This window comes from Streptomyces tirandamycinicus (assembly GCF_003097515.1).
Classification (GTDB): domain Bacteria; phylum Actinomycetota; class Actinomycetes; order Streptomycetales; family Streptomycetaceae; genus Streptomyces; species Streptomyces tirandamycinicus.
In genome coordinates this window covers 7,013,680-7,029,704 of record NZ_CP029188.1, presented here as the reverse complement: position 1 = coordinate 7,029,704, position 16,025 = coordinate 7,013,680, and the positions used below count along the sequence as shown (strand labels likewise).

At 71.6% G+C, this 16,025-nt stretch carries 14 protein-coding genes and 2 pseudogenes; 9 read left to right on the top strand and 7 right to left on the bottom strand.

Going from position 1 to position 16,025, the window contains the following annotated elements:
• The first annotated feature begins 42 nt into the window (after window positions 1-42).
• The 4 genes from DDW44_RS30350 to DDW44_RS30335 all read left to right on the top strand — a co-directional run bounded on the left by DDW44_RS30350 (window position 43) and on the right by DDW44_RS30335 (window position 2,716).
• A complete protein-coding gene (locus DDW44_RS30350) occupies window positions 43-537 on the top strand; it encodes a hypothetical protein (RefSeq protein WP_108908491.1) in 495 nt (164 codons plus the stop codon).
• Window positions 538-652: 115 nt separating this feature from the next.
• Window positions 653-1,033: an HNH endonuclease gene (locus DDW44_RS30345; RefSeq protein ID WP_108908490.1), complete on the top strand. Its 381-nt coding sequence runs from the start codon at window positions 653-655 to the stop codon at window positions 1,031-1,033.
• A complete protein-coding gene (locus DDW44_RS30340) occupies window positions 1,030-1,458 on the top strand; it encodes a hypothetical protein (RefSeq protein ID WP_108908489.1) in 429 nt (142 codons plus the stop codon). Before DDW44_RS30345 ends, DDW44_RS30340 begins: the two co-directional genes overlap by 4 nt.
• A 223-nt stretch (window positions 1,459-1,681) precedes the next feature.
• Window positions 1,682-2,716, top strand: a complete 1,035-nt coding sequence (locus tag DDW44_RS30335; protein WP_108908488.1) for a hypothetical protein — start codon at window positions 1,682-1,684, stop codon at window positions 2,714-2,716.
• Window positions 2,717-2,950: 234 nt separating this feature from the next.
• On the opposite strand, the gene DDW44_RS30330 is transcribed toward DDW44_RS30335, so the two are convergent.
• A complete protein-coding gene (locus tag DDW44_RS30330; RefSeq protein ID WP_244224158.1) occupies window positions 2,951-3,928 on the bottom strand; it encodes a pentapeptide repeat-containing protein in 978 nt (325 codons plus the stop codon).
• Window positions 3,929-4,322: 394 nt separating this feature from the next.
• Here DDW44_RS30330 and DDW44_RS30325 point away from each other — a divergent pair, with 394 nt between their 5' ends.
• The 5 genes and pseudogenes from DDW44_RS30325 (at window position 4,323) to DDW44_RS30310 (ending at window position 9,248) form a co-directional block, all read left to right on the top strand.
• Complete coding sequence (locus tag DDW44_RS30325) at window positions 4,323-6,089, top strand: hypothetical protein (protein WP_208648027.1); 1,767 nt, start codon at window positions 4,323-4,325, stop codon at window positions 6,087-6,089.
• Window positions 6,090-6,187: 98 nt separating this feature from the next.
• Window positions 6,188-7,222: a hypothetical protein gene (locus DDW44_RS30320; RefSeq protein WP_108908486.1), complete on the top strand. Its 1,035-nt coding sequence runs from the start codon at window positions 6,188-6,190 to the stop codon at window positions 7,220-7,222.
• A 134-nt stretch (window positions 7,223-7,356) separates the two neighbouring features.
• A pseudogene (locus DDW44_RS33665) lies at window positions 7,357-7,836 on the top strand (Rv1352/Rv1906c domain-containing protein); the annotation flags it as partial.
• An 18-nt stretch (window positions 7,837-7,854) separates the two neighbouring features.
• Window positions 7,855-8,134 (top strand): annotated as a pseudogene (locus DDW44_RS30315) (HU family DNA-binding protein); the annotation flags it as partial.
• A gap of 259 nt (window positions 8,135-8,393) precedes the next feature.
• Window positions 8,394-9,248, top strand: a complete 855-nt coding sequence (locus DDW44_RS30310) for a DUF4396 domain-containing protein (RefSeq protein ID WP_108908485.1) — start codon at window positions 8,394-8,396, stop codon at window positions 9,246-9,248.
• A gap of 45 nt (window positions 9,249-9,293) precedes the next feature.
• On the opposite strand, the gene rbsD is transcribed toward DDW44_RS30310, so the two are convergent.
• From rbsD to DDW44_RS31845, 6 genes are all read right to left on the bottom strand, one after another.
• Window positions 9,294-9,683 (bottom strand): D-ribose pyranase, encoded by a 390-nt coding sequence (gene rbsD / locus DDW44_RS30305; RefSeq protein ID WP_018890613.1) that lies wholly within the window; start codon window positions 9,681-9,683, stop codon window positions 9,294-9,296.
• The gene (locus DDW44_RS30300; RefSeq protein ID WP_108908484.1) at window positions 9,680-10,582 is read right to left on the bottom strand and encodes a ribokinase; all 903 of its coding nucleotides are present in this window, start codon (window positions 10,580-10,582) and stop codon (window positions 9,680-9,682) included. Before DDW44_RS30300 ends, rbsD begins: the two co-directional genes overlap by 4 nt.
• A 148-nt stretch (window positions 10,583-10,730) precedes the next feature.
• On the bottom strand, window positions 10,731-12,692 hold the full coding sequence (locus tag DDW44_RS30295) for an ABC transporter permease/substrate-binding protein (RefSeq protein ID WP_108908483.1): 1,962 nt from the start codon (window positions 12,690-12,692) through the stop codon (window positions 10,731-10,733).
• Window positions 12,682-14,202 (bottom strand): sugar ABC transporter ATP-binding protein, encoded by a 1,521-nt coding sequence (locus DDW44_RS30290; RefSeq protein ID WP_108908482.1) that lies wholly within the window; start codon window positions 14,200-14,202, stop codon window positions 12,682-12,684. The genes DDW44_RS30295 and DDW44_RS30290 overlap by 11 nt, the downstream gene beginning before the upstream one ends.
• On the bottom strand, window positions 14,199-15,236 hold the full coding sequence (locus tag DDW44_RS30285; protein WP_108908481.1) for a LacI family DNA-binding transcriptional regulator: 1,038 nt from the start codon (window positions 15,234-15,236) through the stop codon (window positions 14,199-14,201). The genes DDW44_RS30290 and DDW44_RS30285 overlap by 4 nt, the downstream gene beginning before the upstream one ends.
• A gap of 289 nt (window positions 15,237-15,525) precedes the next feature.
• A complete protein-coding gene (locus tag DDW44_RS31845) occupies window positions 15,526-15,744 on the bottom strand; it encodes a hypothetical protein (protein ID WP_167455548.1) in 219 nt (72 codons plus the stop codon).
• Window positions 15,745-16,025 lie beyond the last annotated feature (281 nt).

Below are 16,025 nucleotides of genomic sequence, written 5' to 3'. Positions count from 1 at the left end.
CGCCCCGCCACGCTGTCGCACCCGGCTGGCACACTGCACCCCATGGCCCGGCACGACCCCAGACGCGAATACCTGCTGCTCATGACCACGATGGTTACCTGCGCAGCCGCTATCGGCGCTGCCCTCGGCGCCATCCTGGAAGGCCCGGCGCTCGGCCTCATCGCCGCAGTGTCCCTCGGCGGCGGCACGGCCATCGGCACCCAGCTTGTTCGCCGGCGCACCCTGGCCAACCTCACCAAGGCCCGCGGTGAAGCCGCCGCGCGCGGCTACGCCGAAGGCATCGCCCACATGACCCTGGTCAAGATCGCCATGTACGAGGCGTCCGTCTTCCCCCTCTCCGGCGACGACGCAGTCTCCGCCGAAGAGCGCCGCGCCCGCCGTGCCACCGCTTACCAGGTCGCGGCCACCGAGGAACTGCCCCACTCCGTACGCGAAGCCGCAGCGGCCGCGCTCGCTGTTCTCGACGCGGGCAGCCGTGACCGGGCCCGGGAAGCGATGCAGACCCTGATGACCGCGGTCAACAAGCTGCGCCACTGATCGCCGGCAGCCCGCGACGGTAGCCGTCCCGGGCGTGCATGTTCCGTCCCGCCTCGCCGCTCCCCGCGGCCGCCGTCGCGGCCCAGCGTGCGGGGCGGGACGGAGAACCCCTGCCGTGGCCTCTCGACGCCGCACAGGCCCCACGGACACGGTCCGCCAACTCGTCCACCTGCGCGACGGCGGGCGCTGCGTGCGCTGCAACACCGTCCGGGACTTGACCATCCACCACCGCGTCAACCGGGGCATGGGCGGCGCCCGGGAGGAGTGGATCAACGAGCCGCATAACCTGCTCCTCACCTGCACTACCTGTAATGGCTGGTTCGAGGACCACCCCCGCGAGTCCTACAGCCACGGCTGGAAGGTCCGCAGGCCGATGCTCCCCGGGGAGATGCCCGTCCGCTACCCGAGCGGAGCCGAGTACGTCCTCCACCCCGACGGCACCCGCTCCCGCATCGCGCCGCCCATCCGCTACGCCCACGCCGGCGGTGCACGATGAAGGCCCGCACCATCCAGCTCACCCTGTGCTGGCACCTGCTGCTGTGGCGCGGCGGCTCCCGCTTCGCCATCGGCCCCATGCGCGCCTACGACCCCGACAGGGCCCGCATGCGCACCGTCGGCGTCACCCTGAGCATGTGGCGCCTGACGATCAGCCTGGCCCGCCTCGGGCCGACCGTCGGCCTCGCCATCCACGACTCCTGGTGGCGCGACTTCGGCGGACGCCTCATCGGACGGTGGACCGTCGGCGGGTGGCGCACCGGCACCTCCGTCCCCATCAGCACCGGATGGATGCGCGGCGGCCCCCGGCCCTACGGCATCAGCGTCACGCTCGCCTCCCGCACCGTCTACGTCATGTACCTGTGCTCGGCCGCCGAGTACCGCCCGTACTGGGAGGCCAAGCGCGCCCGGAAGGGGAAGCGATGACCGCCACCGCCACACCCCCGCGGACCATCCCGCCACGCGTCCGCCTGGAAGCGGGCCGGCCGCCCGTGATGGACACCCTGCTGCTCCTCGCGCTCCTGGACCTCAGCCGCACAACCCTCCCCAGTCGAGACGTGGTGTACAGTTTCGGGCCAAGGATGAACGGCTAGGGGAGGCCCCTGCCACCAGCGCCCCCAGGGCGCGCGCCCGGAAACGGGACACCGCCATGAGCAGCACCGACTACGCCAAGCTCCGCGCCGCGGCGAAAGCCGAGGTCAACGCCGAACTCGCCGAGGTGAAGGACCCCTTCGAGCGGCGCACCGTCGCCGAGGAAATCCGCGACCAGGCGCACATGGAGCTCGCCTCGCGGAGGAGCGAGTGGCAGCAGCTCATCGCCGCCGCGGCCCTGTACGAGTACGCTCCCCAGCTGCACGAGCGGTTCGGGATCACCCGCACCCACCTCAAGCGGCTGGCCATGAGCGAGCTCCTCGGAGGCCTCGAAGACCCGGTCAGCCCGCCGAGCTGGCCCGCGGACCGGGCGAAGGCCGCTGCCGACGCCGGTATCCCGCACCCGAAGAACGTCGTGGACCAGGCCGCCGCCGTCGCCGAACGGTACGAGTACGCCGAAGCCCGCCGCGGCGCCGCCCTCGCGCACCTGGAGGCCGCGCACGAAGCCGTCCGCACCGCCGGCGGCCGCGTGGCAGTCGAAGCCCTGGAGCGCCCCGACTTCGACGCCATCCGCGAGCAGGCCCGCAAGGAGATCGTGGAGGAGTTCGCCAAGCTCGCCGTCTCCCCGGAGGAGCGGCTGCGCCGCGCCGCCGAGGCCGTCGACCAGGCGGAGGAGGAGGCCGCGACCCTGCTGCCCGAGCGGGACGCCGCGGTGTGCAGTCTCGCCTTCTACACCACCGCCCGCGGCGTGTACTACTCCGCGGGCATCAACCGGAACTCGCTCAAGCGCGTCCTGACCCGCGCCCTCGGGCTCCCCCGCGACAGCGAGCCGCCCAAGAGGGCCGACCAGCCCGCCGCGGCCCGCGCCGCCGGCGTGCCGTTCCTCGAGGACGCCGCCTCGACCCTCCCCGATATCGCCAAGGAGTACGAGGCCGCGCAGGCTCGACGGTCCGCGGCCATCGAGATCCGCGACGCGGCGATTCGCGTGATGCACGCCGCCCCGTACAGCTGGAGCCGCACGCAGATCGCCGAGGCCATCGACCGGGACCCGAAGGTCGTCGCCAGGGTCGTGGCCCCCGCGGAGAACACCTGAAAGTCCCTCCGCGGAACCTGTAACGCTTTCGCGGGTCACTCCGTCTATGGCCGTGAAGGGCCCACCCCCTTCACGAGGTAGGTCAGCAACCCGCTCACGGGGCGGCCCGGCCCCAACCGGGCCGCCCCCACCAGCCGCCGGCCCCCGTCCCCGATCGCGCACCGCTCCCACCCAACTCCCCTGGTGGCCGCAGCGGAGGCACGAGACCGGACGGGGGCCGCACCGTGCGGCTGATCAACGGGCACCCGCCGGCAACGGATGAGCGGCCCGCTCCCACACCTTCGGATCGGATGCAATTTCGGACGGCAACCTCGTGTACGCATTGAGCACCGCTGCTGCCACCTGCCCTGCAGAGACGCGACAGTTTCTGAGATTCGCGCCGCGGAGGTCCGCGCCGCGGAGGTCCGCGCCAGTGAGGTCCGCGCTGCTCAGATCCGCGCCAGTGAGGTCCGCGGCGCGGAGGTCCGCGCCGCGGAGGCCCGCGTCGCGGAGGCCCGCGCCGCGCAGGTCCGCGTCGCGGAGGTCCGCGCTGCTCAGTTCCGCGCCAGTGAGGTCCGCGGCGCGGAGGCCCGCGCCAGTGAGGTCCGTGCCGCGGAGGTCCGCGCTGCTCAGGTCCGCATCGTCCAGGTCCGCGCCGCGCAGGTTCGCCATTAACAGGTCCGCTCCGCTCAGGTCCGTGCTCCCCAGGGTCGCGCCGCGCAGGTCCGCGCCGCGCAGGTCCGCGCTGCTCAGGTCCGCGCTGCTCAGGTCCGCGCCGCGCAGGTCCGCTCTGTGCAGATCGATCCAGGTGCGGCCAGCGTCATGGATGGGGTTGCGCCGGCCCAGGACGGACAGCGCGGCTTGGACATCGGCATCCGGCTCAGTCGGTTTCGACTGCTCCTTCTTCTGGTCTTCAGCTTCTGCCGAGCGCCGTGGCGCCTCGGGCAGGGGGGCGTGGCTGCGGATGTAGGCGGTCAGGACGTTCACGATGGTGGGGTGGTCGCGGACCGAGTCCTGCATGATGCGCTGCAGGGCGTAGATGCCGCCGAGCCGTACATCGATCGCATCGTCGCCGAGGTTCTCCACGGCCGCGGTGTAGCGGTCGGTGATCTGACCTTCGTACTCCGTTGCCCGCTGCTCCCGAGCCTGCACGTTCGAGTACCACAACCCAGCCACCGCTACGACCGCCGCGACAACGACCGTGACCAGTTCTATTCGACGCGCCCAGTCCAAACCACCGCCCTGCTCGTGGCCACCAGCGGCACCCGCCCGGCGCCGAGGCGACGGGGCGACCGGAACCAGGACTCGCGCAGTGCGCACCACGCGGTTGACCGCACGAGGTCGTGGCCGGGATAGGGCACGGCTGGTAGCCGCGCTGCGAGCGGCGTGTAACTGGGCGATTCTGCGATAGGACATGCCGCCTATTTCACCGTGTCGAGACGGCCGCAGGTAGACATTCGTGGTAGCAAGCGCCGGAACGTCGCCGTACGCCCGCTCACCGCCCGCTCACCGCCCTCTCGCGACTTCGATGGGCTCGATACGACTACTGCCCCCGACGTTGGCGGTGGCCCCCGACGTTGGCGGTGGCCCGGGACGGTAGCCGGGCAGGCCATGCACGGTGCGCGCCATGGCCACCCCGCACACCCCGACCCCCGCCGTGGTGGCCGCCCACGCCTCCAAGGAGAAGCGACAAGGCGTCCGCTCCTCCGACGCCGCCAGCATCGCCGACATGCTGCTCCGCGCCCCGGTACCTGTGCGCCGCGCGGCCATCAAGACCCTCGACAACGTGGACCTGGCGCACGTCCTCACCGAGGTCGAGCGCGAGACCGGCTCCATGTACGGGCTCTGGCACGACACCCCGTCCGGGTTCATCGAGGACGTGCTGGGGGAGTCGATCTGGTCGAAACAGCGGGAGATCGTCGACGCCATCCCCTTCCACAAAAGGGTGGCCTGCCCCGCGGGCTTCGGAGTCGGCAAGACATGGATCGCCGGGCGCCTGGTCGCGTGGGCCGGGGCCGTGAACCCGCCCGGCACCATGGTCATCGTCACCACCGCGACCCGGTTCCGGCAGGTCCGCAACCAGCTGTGGCCCCACATCCGCAAGACCGTCGCCCGCGCAGGCCTGCCCGGATGGTGCGACACCACCCAGTGGAAGATCCCCGACGCCTACGGCAACGACGTCGTCGTCGCGTACGGCTTCACCGCCCCGGAGAACGACGAGGCGGCCATGCAGGGCATCCACGGCACGCCGAAACTGCTGATCATCGTGGACGAGGCCGGCGGTATCGCCCGCACCATCGGCAACGGAACGAACAACCTCCTCACCGGTGACGCGCGGATGCTCGCCATCGGCAACCCGCCGGCCGACGACCCCCGCTCCTGGTTCGAAGGCCTCTGCGAGGAAGGCGACGACCCCGAAGAACCCGGCACCGTCACCGTCCCGATCGCCACCTTCGACAGCCCGGCCATCACCAACGAACGCGTCCCGTTCTGCAACGACTGCCCCCCGGGCGTACCGAAGCACTCCCTCGCGATCCACCTGCCCGATCAGGACTGGATCGACCGCACCATCCGCGAGTACGGAGAAGACCACCCGTACGTCCAGGCCAAGGTGTACGCCCGCTTCCCCAAGGGCGGCGGCGGCAAGGTCATCCCCGTCACGTGGGTCGAGGACGCCCAGCAGAACGAGGACCCCACCGGGCCCGGCTGGGTCCGCCTGTGCGACCTCGGCCTGAAGGGCGAGACCGCCACGCACACCGTCAAGCGCGGCTCCTGGGTACGCCTCGGTATCGACGTCGCCGCGGACGGCGGCGACGAGTTCACCATCTACCGGGTGGTCGGCGACGCCGTCGAGCACCGCCACCACTCCAGCGGCGCCGCGAACGACAACCAGGTCACCGTCGCCAAGAAGATCCTCGAAGAGGTCCACGCCGCGGAGCGCCTGGCGCAGGCCCTCGGCTCCACCGCGAAGGTCCACGTCAAGATCGACAAGAACGGTCTCGGCCACGGCGCGGTCAGCATGCTCACCGTGTGGGGAGACAACGGCAAGCACGACTCCGAGATCATCGGCGTGATGGTCTCTGAATCTCCCGAGCGGGACGACCCGGGCGCCGTGATGCGCCCGTACCGGAAGCGGGACGAGATGTGGCTCGCCGGCCGCGCCCTGCTCCAGCCCGACCCCGCAACGGGCTCCGGCCGACTGCGCCTGCGCGTCGACCGCCAGGCCGGCATCCAGCTCACGACCCCCAACCTCGGCAACAACAGCGGCGGCTACGCCGTCGTGGAGTCGAAGAAGCAGATGAAGGCCCGCGGCATGAAGAGCCCCGACCGCGCCGAAGGCATCCTGCTCGCCGTGTACGAGCCGCACGTCCGCCGCCGCGGCCTGATCGCCTGACCGCGCGGACAGGGTGATCACCGCTGGAGCGCCGAGCAGCACCCGGCAGAAACGAGGGAGACCGCACCGCCCGCAGCCCCAGCCGTCATCATGGGGGCATGTCCACCGCCCCGGAGCCGACCGTCACACCCTCGCTGGCCGCCCTCAGCCGCGCCGTGGACGAGCTGTGCGCGCTCCCCAAGGAGCAGATGGGCGCCTCCCGCAAGAAGCACCTCCGCGCCCTCGAAGGCGCCTTCCAGCGGGCCGTGAACGGCTTCGGACTCACCCCCGACGCGTACGACGACCTGGCATCCCTGCTCGCCCCCGACTCGGTCGCCGAGTTCCTACGTCTGGCCGCCCGCGGCCTGATCCGCGGCGACGGCAAAACCGAGCCGGAGTCCGACGCACAGATCCGCGCCCGTATCCGCGCCATGGAGATCGTCGCCGAGCACACCCGCACACCCTTCATGCGGCCCGAAATGCCACCCGCGCCCCAGCCGGCCCCGGTCGTCCCCCCGGTCACCCGCGCCCTGCTCCTGGAGCACTTCAAGGGCCAGGTCGAGCGGTCCATCAGCGAGCCATTCCGCGTCCGGTTCCTCGCGATGTACGGCGTCGTCCTCGACACCGCCGCGAGCTCCGGCACCCTCGCCGGGCAGCACGTCGCCCACCTCGCCCGCGACCTATCCACGCTGCGCCTCCAACGCCCGCGGGGCGGGCGCCAGACCACCGAGCCGCCCGTAGAGGAATGGGAGCTCTCCCCGGCCACCCGCGACGCCCTGGCCGCCTACCTGCCGCTCCGCGACCAGCTCACCAAGCCCCTGGAGCACCCCGTCAAGCACCTGTGGGTGTCCCTGGAGCACAACAACCGGCGCCTCCCGGACGGCGACGTCGTCCAGGACCCGCCAGGCCTCCCGCTACGGCCGCGCGGCGTACAGCGCGTCTTCGCCCGCGCCGCCCAAGTCCTGAACGAGGAGATGGAGAAACTCCTCGCCGAGCGCAACGCCCCGCAAGTCGGCACCGCGGTCCCGGAGTGGACGCCCATGCCGACCCGCCTCGAACCGCTGCGCCGCGCCGTCGAGGACGAGCTACGTCAGCGCGAGGAAGAGCAGGGCGGCGTGCATCAAGTCATCGTCCTGCGCGGCCGGACAAGCTGACGGCCCGGTACCGACGGGGGATGCAGTACCGGGCCTGACGATCAGCGTACGCCCTCTTGCGCATTCCACACCGCCAGGGGGCACGATCCGCCATATGATGCGCCGTCGGACACAGAGCCGAAAAAGGGGTGGGGATGCACAAGAAGACCGCATGGCGCGCAGCGGCTGGAGCCGCGATCCTTGCAACGATCACGCTCACGGGATGCGGGGGCGCCGAGGGGGACGACAAAGCCGCAGCGCCGAGCAAGCCGGCAGCGACGACCAGCCCGGCAGCCGAGCCCACGGTGGACCCGTCCAAGGCCCTTGAGGACGCCAAAGCAGAGTTCGACAAGGTCCTGGAATCGTTCGACGCGGCCATGGGCGAAACCCTCGGCATCCAGCCCGGCACCTACGAGGTCACCGAGAACACGCCGGACTACGAGGACATGACCGAGGCCCTCGATGACGAATACCTCGCCCCCGGCACCTACAAGACCAAAGGCCCCGACAGCGCCGGCGGCTGCTACTGGGCGCGCATGAGCGACGCCAGCGGCAGCAACAGCAGCATCCTCGCCAACGACTACACGACCGGCAGCGCCATCGTGGAGCTCAAGGAGGGCGACTTCTTCAAGACCTCGGGCTGCAAGCACAAGATGGGCGGTCGGCAGCAGGCCGCCGACGCTGTCGACGCGGTCCTCGACGCGATCGTCCGCGCGGTTGTCGGCGGCGACCGGGTTTCGGTCACCGGCTTCGGCTCGTTCGAGAAGGTGGACCGTCCGGCCCGCTACGCCCGCAACCCGCAGACGGGCGAGCGCGTACGGGTCAAGAAGACCTCGGTGCCGCGGTTCCGCGCCGGCCAGGGCTTCAAGGACCTGGTGAGCGGCACGAAGAAGCTCCCCAGGGGTGGCGAAGTGTCCGTCAAGAACGGCCCGCGGGCGGTCGGCCGCGCCGGCCCGCGCCCCCGGCCGCGGCGGGGTGGCGCGGGCCGGCGATATCGGTGCCGTACGGCGGCCGGTCCGCCGAGCGGTCATCCGGTCGGCGACGCGGCAAGCTCGCCCAGTGGGGTGAGAGCAGAGGCGGAGACGGCGCGGTGAGAGCGTCGGCCGACCGCGTCCCGCACCTCTGCGCCCATGATGCACGGTGAACCGGGACAGGGCGCCCGTCGGGTGGACGATCAGGGGGCACGACGTACATGTACGCGGCCGGCAACGGCATCAGCGGGACCACCGCTGACGCACTGATGTATTCCTGGTTCCTCCTGGTCGCCGTGTCCACGGCCTATGTCGCCTACGACGCGTACACCAAGAACCCCGAACTGACCGTGATGAAGTGGGGCTGGGTCCTGGTGACGCTCTACATCGGCCCGGTCGGCGCGGCCCTCTATGTGCTCTCCTGCAAGGAACCCCGGCCCGGGACCCACGAGCGGTTCGTGGCACCGCTGTGGAAGCAGGCCTTCGGATCCACCATCCACTGCGTCGCCGGCGACGCCACCGGCATCATGATCGCGGCGGTGGCCGCGTCGCTGCTGAGGCTTCCCCCGTGGGGCGACAGCCTGCTCGAGTACGTCGTGGGCTTCGGCTTCGGACTGCTCGTGTTCCAGGCCCTGTTCATGCGCGACATGCTGGGCGGAAGCTACCTCCGGGCCGTGCGTTCCACGGTGTTCTCGGAGTGGCTGTCGATGAACTGCGTGATGGGCGCCATGGTGGCGGTACTCGTGATCATCCGGAGCCATGTGCCGGGCACCGACGACGCCGGCGACGTCCGCTTCTGGGCCACCTTCTCCCTCGCCGTCCTGGCCGGTCTCCTGTTCGCCTATCCGGTGAACGTCTGGCTGGTGGCCAACCATCTGAAGCACGGCATGGGGACGGTAAGGGTGCTGGGCAAGGGCGGCGAGGCGGCCCCCGCGGCGCCCGTCCGGGCCGGCACGGGAATGGACATGCCGCAGACCGAGGTGACCCGGGAGCAGAAGACGGCGATGGCGACGCTGACCGTCGTCTTCCTCGCCTCCGGAGTCCTGCTGGCCGGCATCTTCGGACGTCTGGGCTGACGGTGCGGCGGAACCGGCCGCACCGTCAGCCCGGAGGGACGGGCCTCAGAAGAAGACACCGCAGCGCAGCAGCACATTCGCGTACGGCGACGCCTCCCCGGTGCGCACGACGAGACGTGCGCCTCCCGAGAGCCTCTTCAGCCGCTCGTGCGGTACGAGTCTGAGCGCGGGGAGGCGGCCGTCCAGCAGCGCGGCCGCCGCCGGGTTGGCCCGCCGTGTCTCCTTCGCCGCGGTGGCGCCCTCCACGACCAGTTCGGCCAGCAGCCCGTCCAGCACCTCCGCGAACGACGGCACCCCGGCCCGGAAGGCCAGGTCGACGACGCGGGGCCCGCGCGGGATCGGCATTCCGGCGTCACACACCAGCACCAGGTCACCGTGCCCCAACTCCGCCAGGGCCCCGGCGAGATGGCGGTTGAGGATCCCGGCCCTCCTCACAGCGCGGCGACTTCTTCGCGCGTCGGGTACGCCTCCTGCGCCCCCGCCCTCGTCACCGCCGCGGCCCCGACCCGCACCGCGTACGCCGCCGCGTCCGCCAGCGCGTCGCCCTGCCCCAGCCGCCAGGCCAGTGCCGCGGTGAAGGCATCGCCCGCACCAGTGGTGTCGACTGCGTCCACCCGCACCGCGGGCACCAGGTCCACGCCCCGCGCCGACGCCACCAGAGCACCCTGCGCACCGAGCGTCACCACCACCGAACGCGGGCCGCGGGCGAGCAGGATCCGCGCCCAGTCGGCGGCACCGCCGCCGACCGGCACGTCGCCGAGGATCGCCTTCGCCTCGTGCTCGTTCACGATCAGCGGGTCGCACGCCGCCAGCACCTCCGCCGGCAGGGGGCGGGGCGGCGACGGGTTCAGGACGAAGCGGGTGCCCGGCGCCAGGTTCCGTACCGCCTCCACCACCGTCTCCAGCGGAATCTCCAACTGCGCCGACACCACCCGGGAGGCGTGGAAGAGGCTCCCCGCCGCCCGGACGTCCCCGGGCGTGAGCTTCCCGTTCGCACCCGGCGACACCACGATGCTGTTGTCACCGGACGGGTCCACGGTGATCAGCGCGACGCCGGTCGGCGCGCCGCCGACCAGCACGCCCACCGTGTCGACCCCGGCCGCCCGCTGCGCGTCGAGCAGCAGACGGCCGTGCGCGTCGTCGCCGACCCGGGCCAGCAGCGCCGTGCGGGCTCCCAGCCGGGCGGCCGCGACGGCCTGGTTGGCGCCCTTGCCGCCCGGATGGACGGCCAGGTCGGAGCCGAGCACCGTCTCCCCTGGGCCCGGCCGCCGGTCGACCCCGATCACCAGGTCGGCGTTGGCCGACCCGATGACCAGGAGGTCGTAGTCGTACATGAAAGGTCTCCCCTGGTACCCCGTATCCGGCAGGTGGCCGGAGCCGAGGCGCCGGCCACCTGATGATGACAGCTGACAGAAGTCGTCAAGTGTCATCCGTCAGATGTGTTCCGTCAGTCGTCACATGGCCGACGTCAGCCGTCAGTCGTCAGCCACCAAATCCGGCCACGTTCTCCTTCGTGACCACCTTCACCGGCACCTTCACCGTCGCACTCACCTTCTCGCCCGCGGCGGCGCGCAGGGCGTTGCCCACGGCGATCCGGCCGAGTTCCCTCGGCTGCTGGGCCACCGACGCGTACAGTGTCCCGTTCTCGACCGCCTTCAGCCCGTCCGGCGTGCCGTCGAAGCCGACCACCTGAACCGACGTACCGGCCTTTGATCCCAGTGCCTTGGTCGCGCCGAGCGCCATCTCGTCGTTCTCCGCGAAGACCCCGTCGATGCCGGGGTGCGCCTGGAGGAGGTTCGTCATCACGTCGAGGCCCTTGGTGCGGTCGAAGTCGGCGGGCTGCTTGGCGACCACCTTGATGCCCGGGTAGGCCTTCAGTCCCTCCGCGAATCCCGCGCCGCGCTCCCGGCTGGCGGAGGTTCCGGCCTGGCCCTGCAGGATGACGATGGTGCCTTTGCCGCCGAGCTTCTCGGCGAGTGCCCGGGCCCCCAGCCTGCCGCCCTCGACGTTGTCGGAGGAGACCAGCGCCGCCGTCTTCGCGTTGTTGACGCCCCGGTCGACGCCGACGACGGGTATGCCGGCCCGGTTGGCGGCCTGGACCGCCGGGCCCGCCGCGTCCGAGTCCACCGGGTTGACGACGATCGACGCCAGGCCCCCGCTGGTGAAGTTCTGCAGCTGGTTGGCCTGCTGAGAGGCGTCGTTCTGCGCGTCGGTGACGGTGAGGTCGACACCGAGCCTCTTCGCCTCGGCCTCCGCGCCCGCCCTGATCTGCACGAAGAAGGGGTTGTTGAGCGTGGACAGCGACAGCCCGATCCGCTGCTGCGCGGCCGTCTGCGCGCCGCCGTGCAGCAGCGAGGTGGCCCCCACGACCGCGGCGGCGACCACGGCGGCGAGGAGGTAGGTGGCCGCCTGCCTGCGCCTGCCGGGGCCGCCACCGGTACCGGCGACCACCGGAGTCGCCCCCGCCTTGCGCCGCACGGTGTCGAGCAGCACGGCCAGCGCGATCACCACACCGATGACCACCTGCTGCCAGAAGGCGGACACGGACAGGAGGTTGAGGCCGTTGCGCAGCACCGCCAGTATCAGCGCGCCGATCAGAGTCCCGGACGCCTTGCCGGTACCGCCCGCGAGCGAGGCACCGCCGATGACGACGGCCGCGATGGCGTCGAGTTCGTACCCCTGGGCGGCCTGCGGTTGCGCGGACGACAACCGGGAGGCGAGCACGATGCCCGCGGCGGCGGCGAACAGCCCGGACAGCGCGTAGACGGCGACTTTCTGCTTGCTGACCCGCAGCCCCGACAGCCGGGCCGCTTCCTCGTTGCCGCCGATCGCGTACATGGACCGGCCGAGGTAGGTCCGCCCCAGCACGAACGCCGTGATCAGCCCCATGACGGCCATCACCAGCACCGGCACCGGGAGCCAGCCGCCGAGGGTGTCACCGAGGCGTGAGACCGATTCCGGAAAGGCGATCGGCGAGCCCTGCGAGATGACGAGCGACAGCCCGCGCGCCACGGACAGCATGGCGAGTGTCGCGATGAACGGCGGGAGTTTGCCGTACGAGACCAGGAAGCCGTTGACCAGGCCGCAGACCGTGCCGGTGGCGACGGCCAGGATCACCGCCAGGACGACCGGTACTCCCTCGCTGGTGGCGCTCCAGGCGAGGACGGTCGCGGACAACGCGGCGACCGAGCCCACCGAAAGGTCGATGCCCGCCGAGACGATGACGAAGGTCACGCCGAAGGCGAGGATCGCGGTGACGGCCGCCTGGACGCCGATGTTGAGCAGGTTGTCCGCCGTCAGGAAGTCGCCGGACAGTGCCGACAGCGCGACGACGAGGACGATGAGCGCGGTGAGCGCCCCGTTGTCGAGCAGCAGCCGGCGCAGCCCGCCGGGGCCGGAGGCGCCGCCCGCGCCCGCGGGGCTCTTGATGGTGTCAGTGGCCACGTGAGGCCTCCGTTTCCGTAGTGGGGTTGCCGACGGCGAGCGCCATCACGGCGTCCTGGGTCGCCTCGCCGGCGGGGAGTTCGCCCGCGATCCGCCCCTGCGCCATCACCAGGACCCGGTCGCTCATGCCGAGCACCTCGGGCAGATCGCTGGAGATCATCAGGACGGCGGCTCCGGCGGCGGTCAGCTCGTTGACGAGCCGGTAGATCTCGACCTTGGCGCCGACGTCGATCCCGCGTGTCGGCTCGTCGAGGATCAGCACCCTGGTGTCGGCGAGCAGCCACTTGCCGATGACGACCTTCTGCTGGTTGCCGCCGGACAGGGTCCGCGCCTGCTGCCCGGGCCCGACCATCCGCACTCCGAGCCGGTTGGCGATCCGTGCGGCGGCCTCGCGCTGCCTGCCGAGGTCGACGAGCCCCGCGCGGGTGGCCTGCCGCATGGTGACCAGCCCGAGGTTCTCCTCCACGGAGGCGTCGAGGACCAGTCCCTGGCCCTTGCGGTCCTCGGGCACCAGGCCGATCCCGGCGGCCATGGCGGCGTTGACGTCGTGGGGTTTCACCGCCGCTCCCCCGGCTTTCACGGTGCCTTTGTCGTAGGGATCGGCCCCGAACACGGCCCGTACGACCTCGGTACGGCCGGCCCCGACGAGCCCCGCGATGCCCACCACCTCACCGGCCCGCACCTCGAAGCTCACGTCGTGGAAGACGCCGTCCCGGGTGAGGCCCTCGACGGTCAGCAGTGTGGCTCCGGCTTCGGCCGTTTCCCGCGGGTACTGCTGCTCGATCGGCCGCCCCACCATGAGCCGGACGAGTTCGTCCTCGGCGGTGGAGGCGGGCACCTGCCCGACGGTCCTCCCGTCGCGGATGACGGTCACGCGGTCCCCGAGGGCGGCGATCTCCTCCAGGTGGTGCGTGATGAACACGACTCCGACCCCGTCCGCCCGCAGCTGCCGCACGATGGCGAACAGCCTCTCGACCTCCTCGGTGGTGAGTACGGCGGTGGGCTCGTCCATGATGAGCACGCGTGCGTCAAGGCTGAGCGCCTTGGCGATCTCGACCATCTGCCGCCGGGCGATGCCGAGTTCACGCACGCGCGCCCGTGGGGACACGTTCACGCCCACGCGCGCGAGCAGTTCCTCGGCGTCGGCCTCCATCCGCTTGCGGTCGACCATCCCGAACCGCCGGGGCTGGCGTCCGAGGAAGATGTTCTCGGCGACGGACAGATCGGGTACGAGGACGAACTCCTGGTAGATGGTGGCGATTCCGAGCCGCTCGGAGTCCTGCGCACTCTTGATGTGCACCTCCTCACCGCCCGCCAGGATCCGCCCGGCGTCGGGCGTGCAGGCACCGGAGAGCGTCTTGATGAGCGTGCTCTTGCCGGCGCCGTTCTCGCCGAGCAGCACATGCACCTCGCCCCGGCGCAGATCGAAGTCGACGCCGTCGAGCGCGACCACGCCGGGGAAGGTTTTGCGGATGCCCTCGATTCGCAGCAACTCGTCCGGGTCGCTCACGGCATACTCCTTCGTACGGGGGACGGGGGCGGCACGGTCGAGGGGGGCTCGCCGCACGATCGGCGGATGACGAGGCGGGCGGGCAGGGTGAGTGACTCACCGGGCCGGCCCTCGATCCGGGCGACGAGTGCGCGCACCGCGGCGCGCCCCAGTTCGCCGGTGGGCTGCGCGATGGCGGTGACCGGCGGGTCGGTGTGCACGAACCACCGGACGTCGTCGAAGGCGGCGAGCGCGATGTCGCCGGGGACGCGCATGCCCCGGGCGCGTACGGCGTCCAGGGCTCCGAGGGCCATCAGGTTGTCGGCCGCGAAGACGACCTCGGGCGGCTCGGGCAGGTCGAGGAAGCGCTCGGTGACCTGGCGGCCGCTCTCGGCCTGGAAGTCGCCCTGGCCCACGTAGGCGTCGGGGAGGTCGAGGCCGTGCGCGCGGAGCGCCTCCCTGAAGGCCTCCACGCGCTCCCGCCCGGTGGTGGTCGCGGCAGGTCCTGCGATGATCGCGAGGCGCCGGTGCCCGAGGCCGTGCAGGTGCTCGACCAGGTCCCGTACGGCCGCCCGCCCGTCCGAGCGGACCACGGGCACGTCCACGCCCGGGATCCACCGGTCGACGAACACCATCGGCGTCCCCGCGCGTGCGGCGTCGAGCATCAGCGGCGAGCCGCCGTCGGTGGGGGAGACGAGGAGGCCGTCGATGCGGCGGTCCAGCAGGTTCCGTACGTGGTGGTCCTGGAGGTCGGGCCGCTCGTCGGCGTTCCCGATGATCACGCTGTAGCCGAGCGCGCGGGCCTCCTCCTCGACGGAGCGGGCCAGTTCGGTGAAGTAGGGGTTCAGCACGTCGCTGATGACCAGGCCGAGGGTGTGGGTCTGGTCGGTGCGCAGGGAGCGGGCGACGGCGTTCGGGCGGTAGCCGAGCGTCGCGACGGCGGCCAGCACGCGCGTGCGGGCGTCGGCGCTGACCGACGGATGGTCGTTCAGGACGCGCGAGACCGTGGCGGCGGAGACACCCGCCTCGGCGGCGACGTCCTTGATACTCGCCATCGCTGGTACACCTCCTTGGGGAGCAGTGCGTGGAATCGATTACACGAGTGGGCGCAGAGAGGATTGGAATCGATTACACACGGGGTCCGCAAGGGGTGGGGTGACGGGCGAGATCTGATCGTGACCTTCAGGACGTGTCTCCGGCGGCCCCGGTCATCTCACTCGACGGGCGCACACGTCGCCGCGCCGCTTGCCGGAGGGAGGCTCATCGTGCCCTCCGGCGAGCGGCGCGATTCAGCACGCGACACTGCGTGCACCGCAGCGCGTCAGCGCTCAGGGCCGCACGGCGTCAGCGGTTGACGGGCTTCGCCGCTGCGAACACCTCGGCGGCACCAGCGGCACCGGCCTTGCGCTCAGGCAGCAGGGAGGAGACGGCAGGGGCCTTCCGCTCCGGCACGGACGAGACCAGCGGTCCCTTCCGCTCCGGCACGGACGAGACCAGCGGTCCCTTCCGCTCCGGCACGGACGAGACCAGCGGTCCCTTCCGCTCAGGGAGGGAGGAGACCAACGGCCCCTTACGCTCCGGCACGGACGAAAGCAGCGGCCCCTTACGGTCAGGTACAGACGAGACCACCGGCCCCTTACGCTCCGGTACGGAGACGGCCGGCCCCTTCCGCTCCGGTACGGAGACGACCGTAAGGTCACCGGCAACGGCCTGCTTCGGCGCGGAGGCGGACTTCACCTCCGCTGCGGCCTTCTTCGCGACGGGCGCAGCCACCACGCCCGTGGGTGCTGCCGCCTTCGCAGTTGCGCCGGCGACGGCCGCGCCTCCGAGGGTGAGCGCGCCTG

Coding starts and splice junctions, on each gene's coding strand:
- DDW44_RS30325 (WP_208648027.1), top strand. CDS start 4,323: ATGGCCACCCCGCACACCCCGACCCCCGCCGTGGTGGCCGCCCACGCC.
- DDW44_RS30310 (WP_108908485.1), top strand. CDS start 8,394: ATGTACGCGGCCGGCAACGGCATCAGCGGGACCACCGCTGACGCACTG.
- DDW44_RS30340 (WP_108908489.1), top strand. CDS start 1,030: ATGAAGGCCCGCACCATCCAGCTCACCCTGTGCTGGCACCTGCTGCTG.
- DDW44_RS30350 (WP_108908491.1), top strand. CDS start 43: ATGGCCCGGCACGACCCCAGACGCGAATACCTGCTGCTCATGACCACG.
- DDW44_RS30300 (WP_108908484.1), bottom strand. CDS start 10,582: ATGTACGACTACGACCTCCTGGTCATCGGGTCGGCCAACGCCGACCTG.
- DDW44_RS30285 (WP_108908481.1), bottom strand. CDS start 15,236: ATGGCGAGTATCAAGGACGTCGCCGCCGAGGCGGGTGTCTCCGCCGCC.
- DDW44_RS30335 (WP_108908488.1), top strand. CDS start 1,682: ATGAGCAGCACCGACTACGCCAAGCTCCGCGCCGCGGCGAAAGCCGAG.
- DDW44_RS30320 (WP_108908486.1), top strand. CDS start 6,188: ATGTCCACCGCCCCGGAGCCGACCGTCACACCCTCGCTGGCCGCCCTC.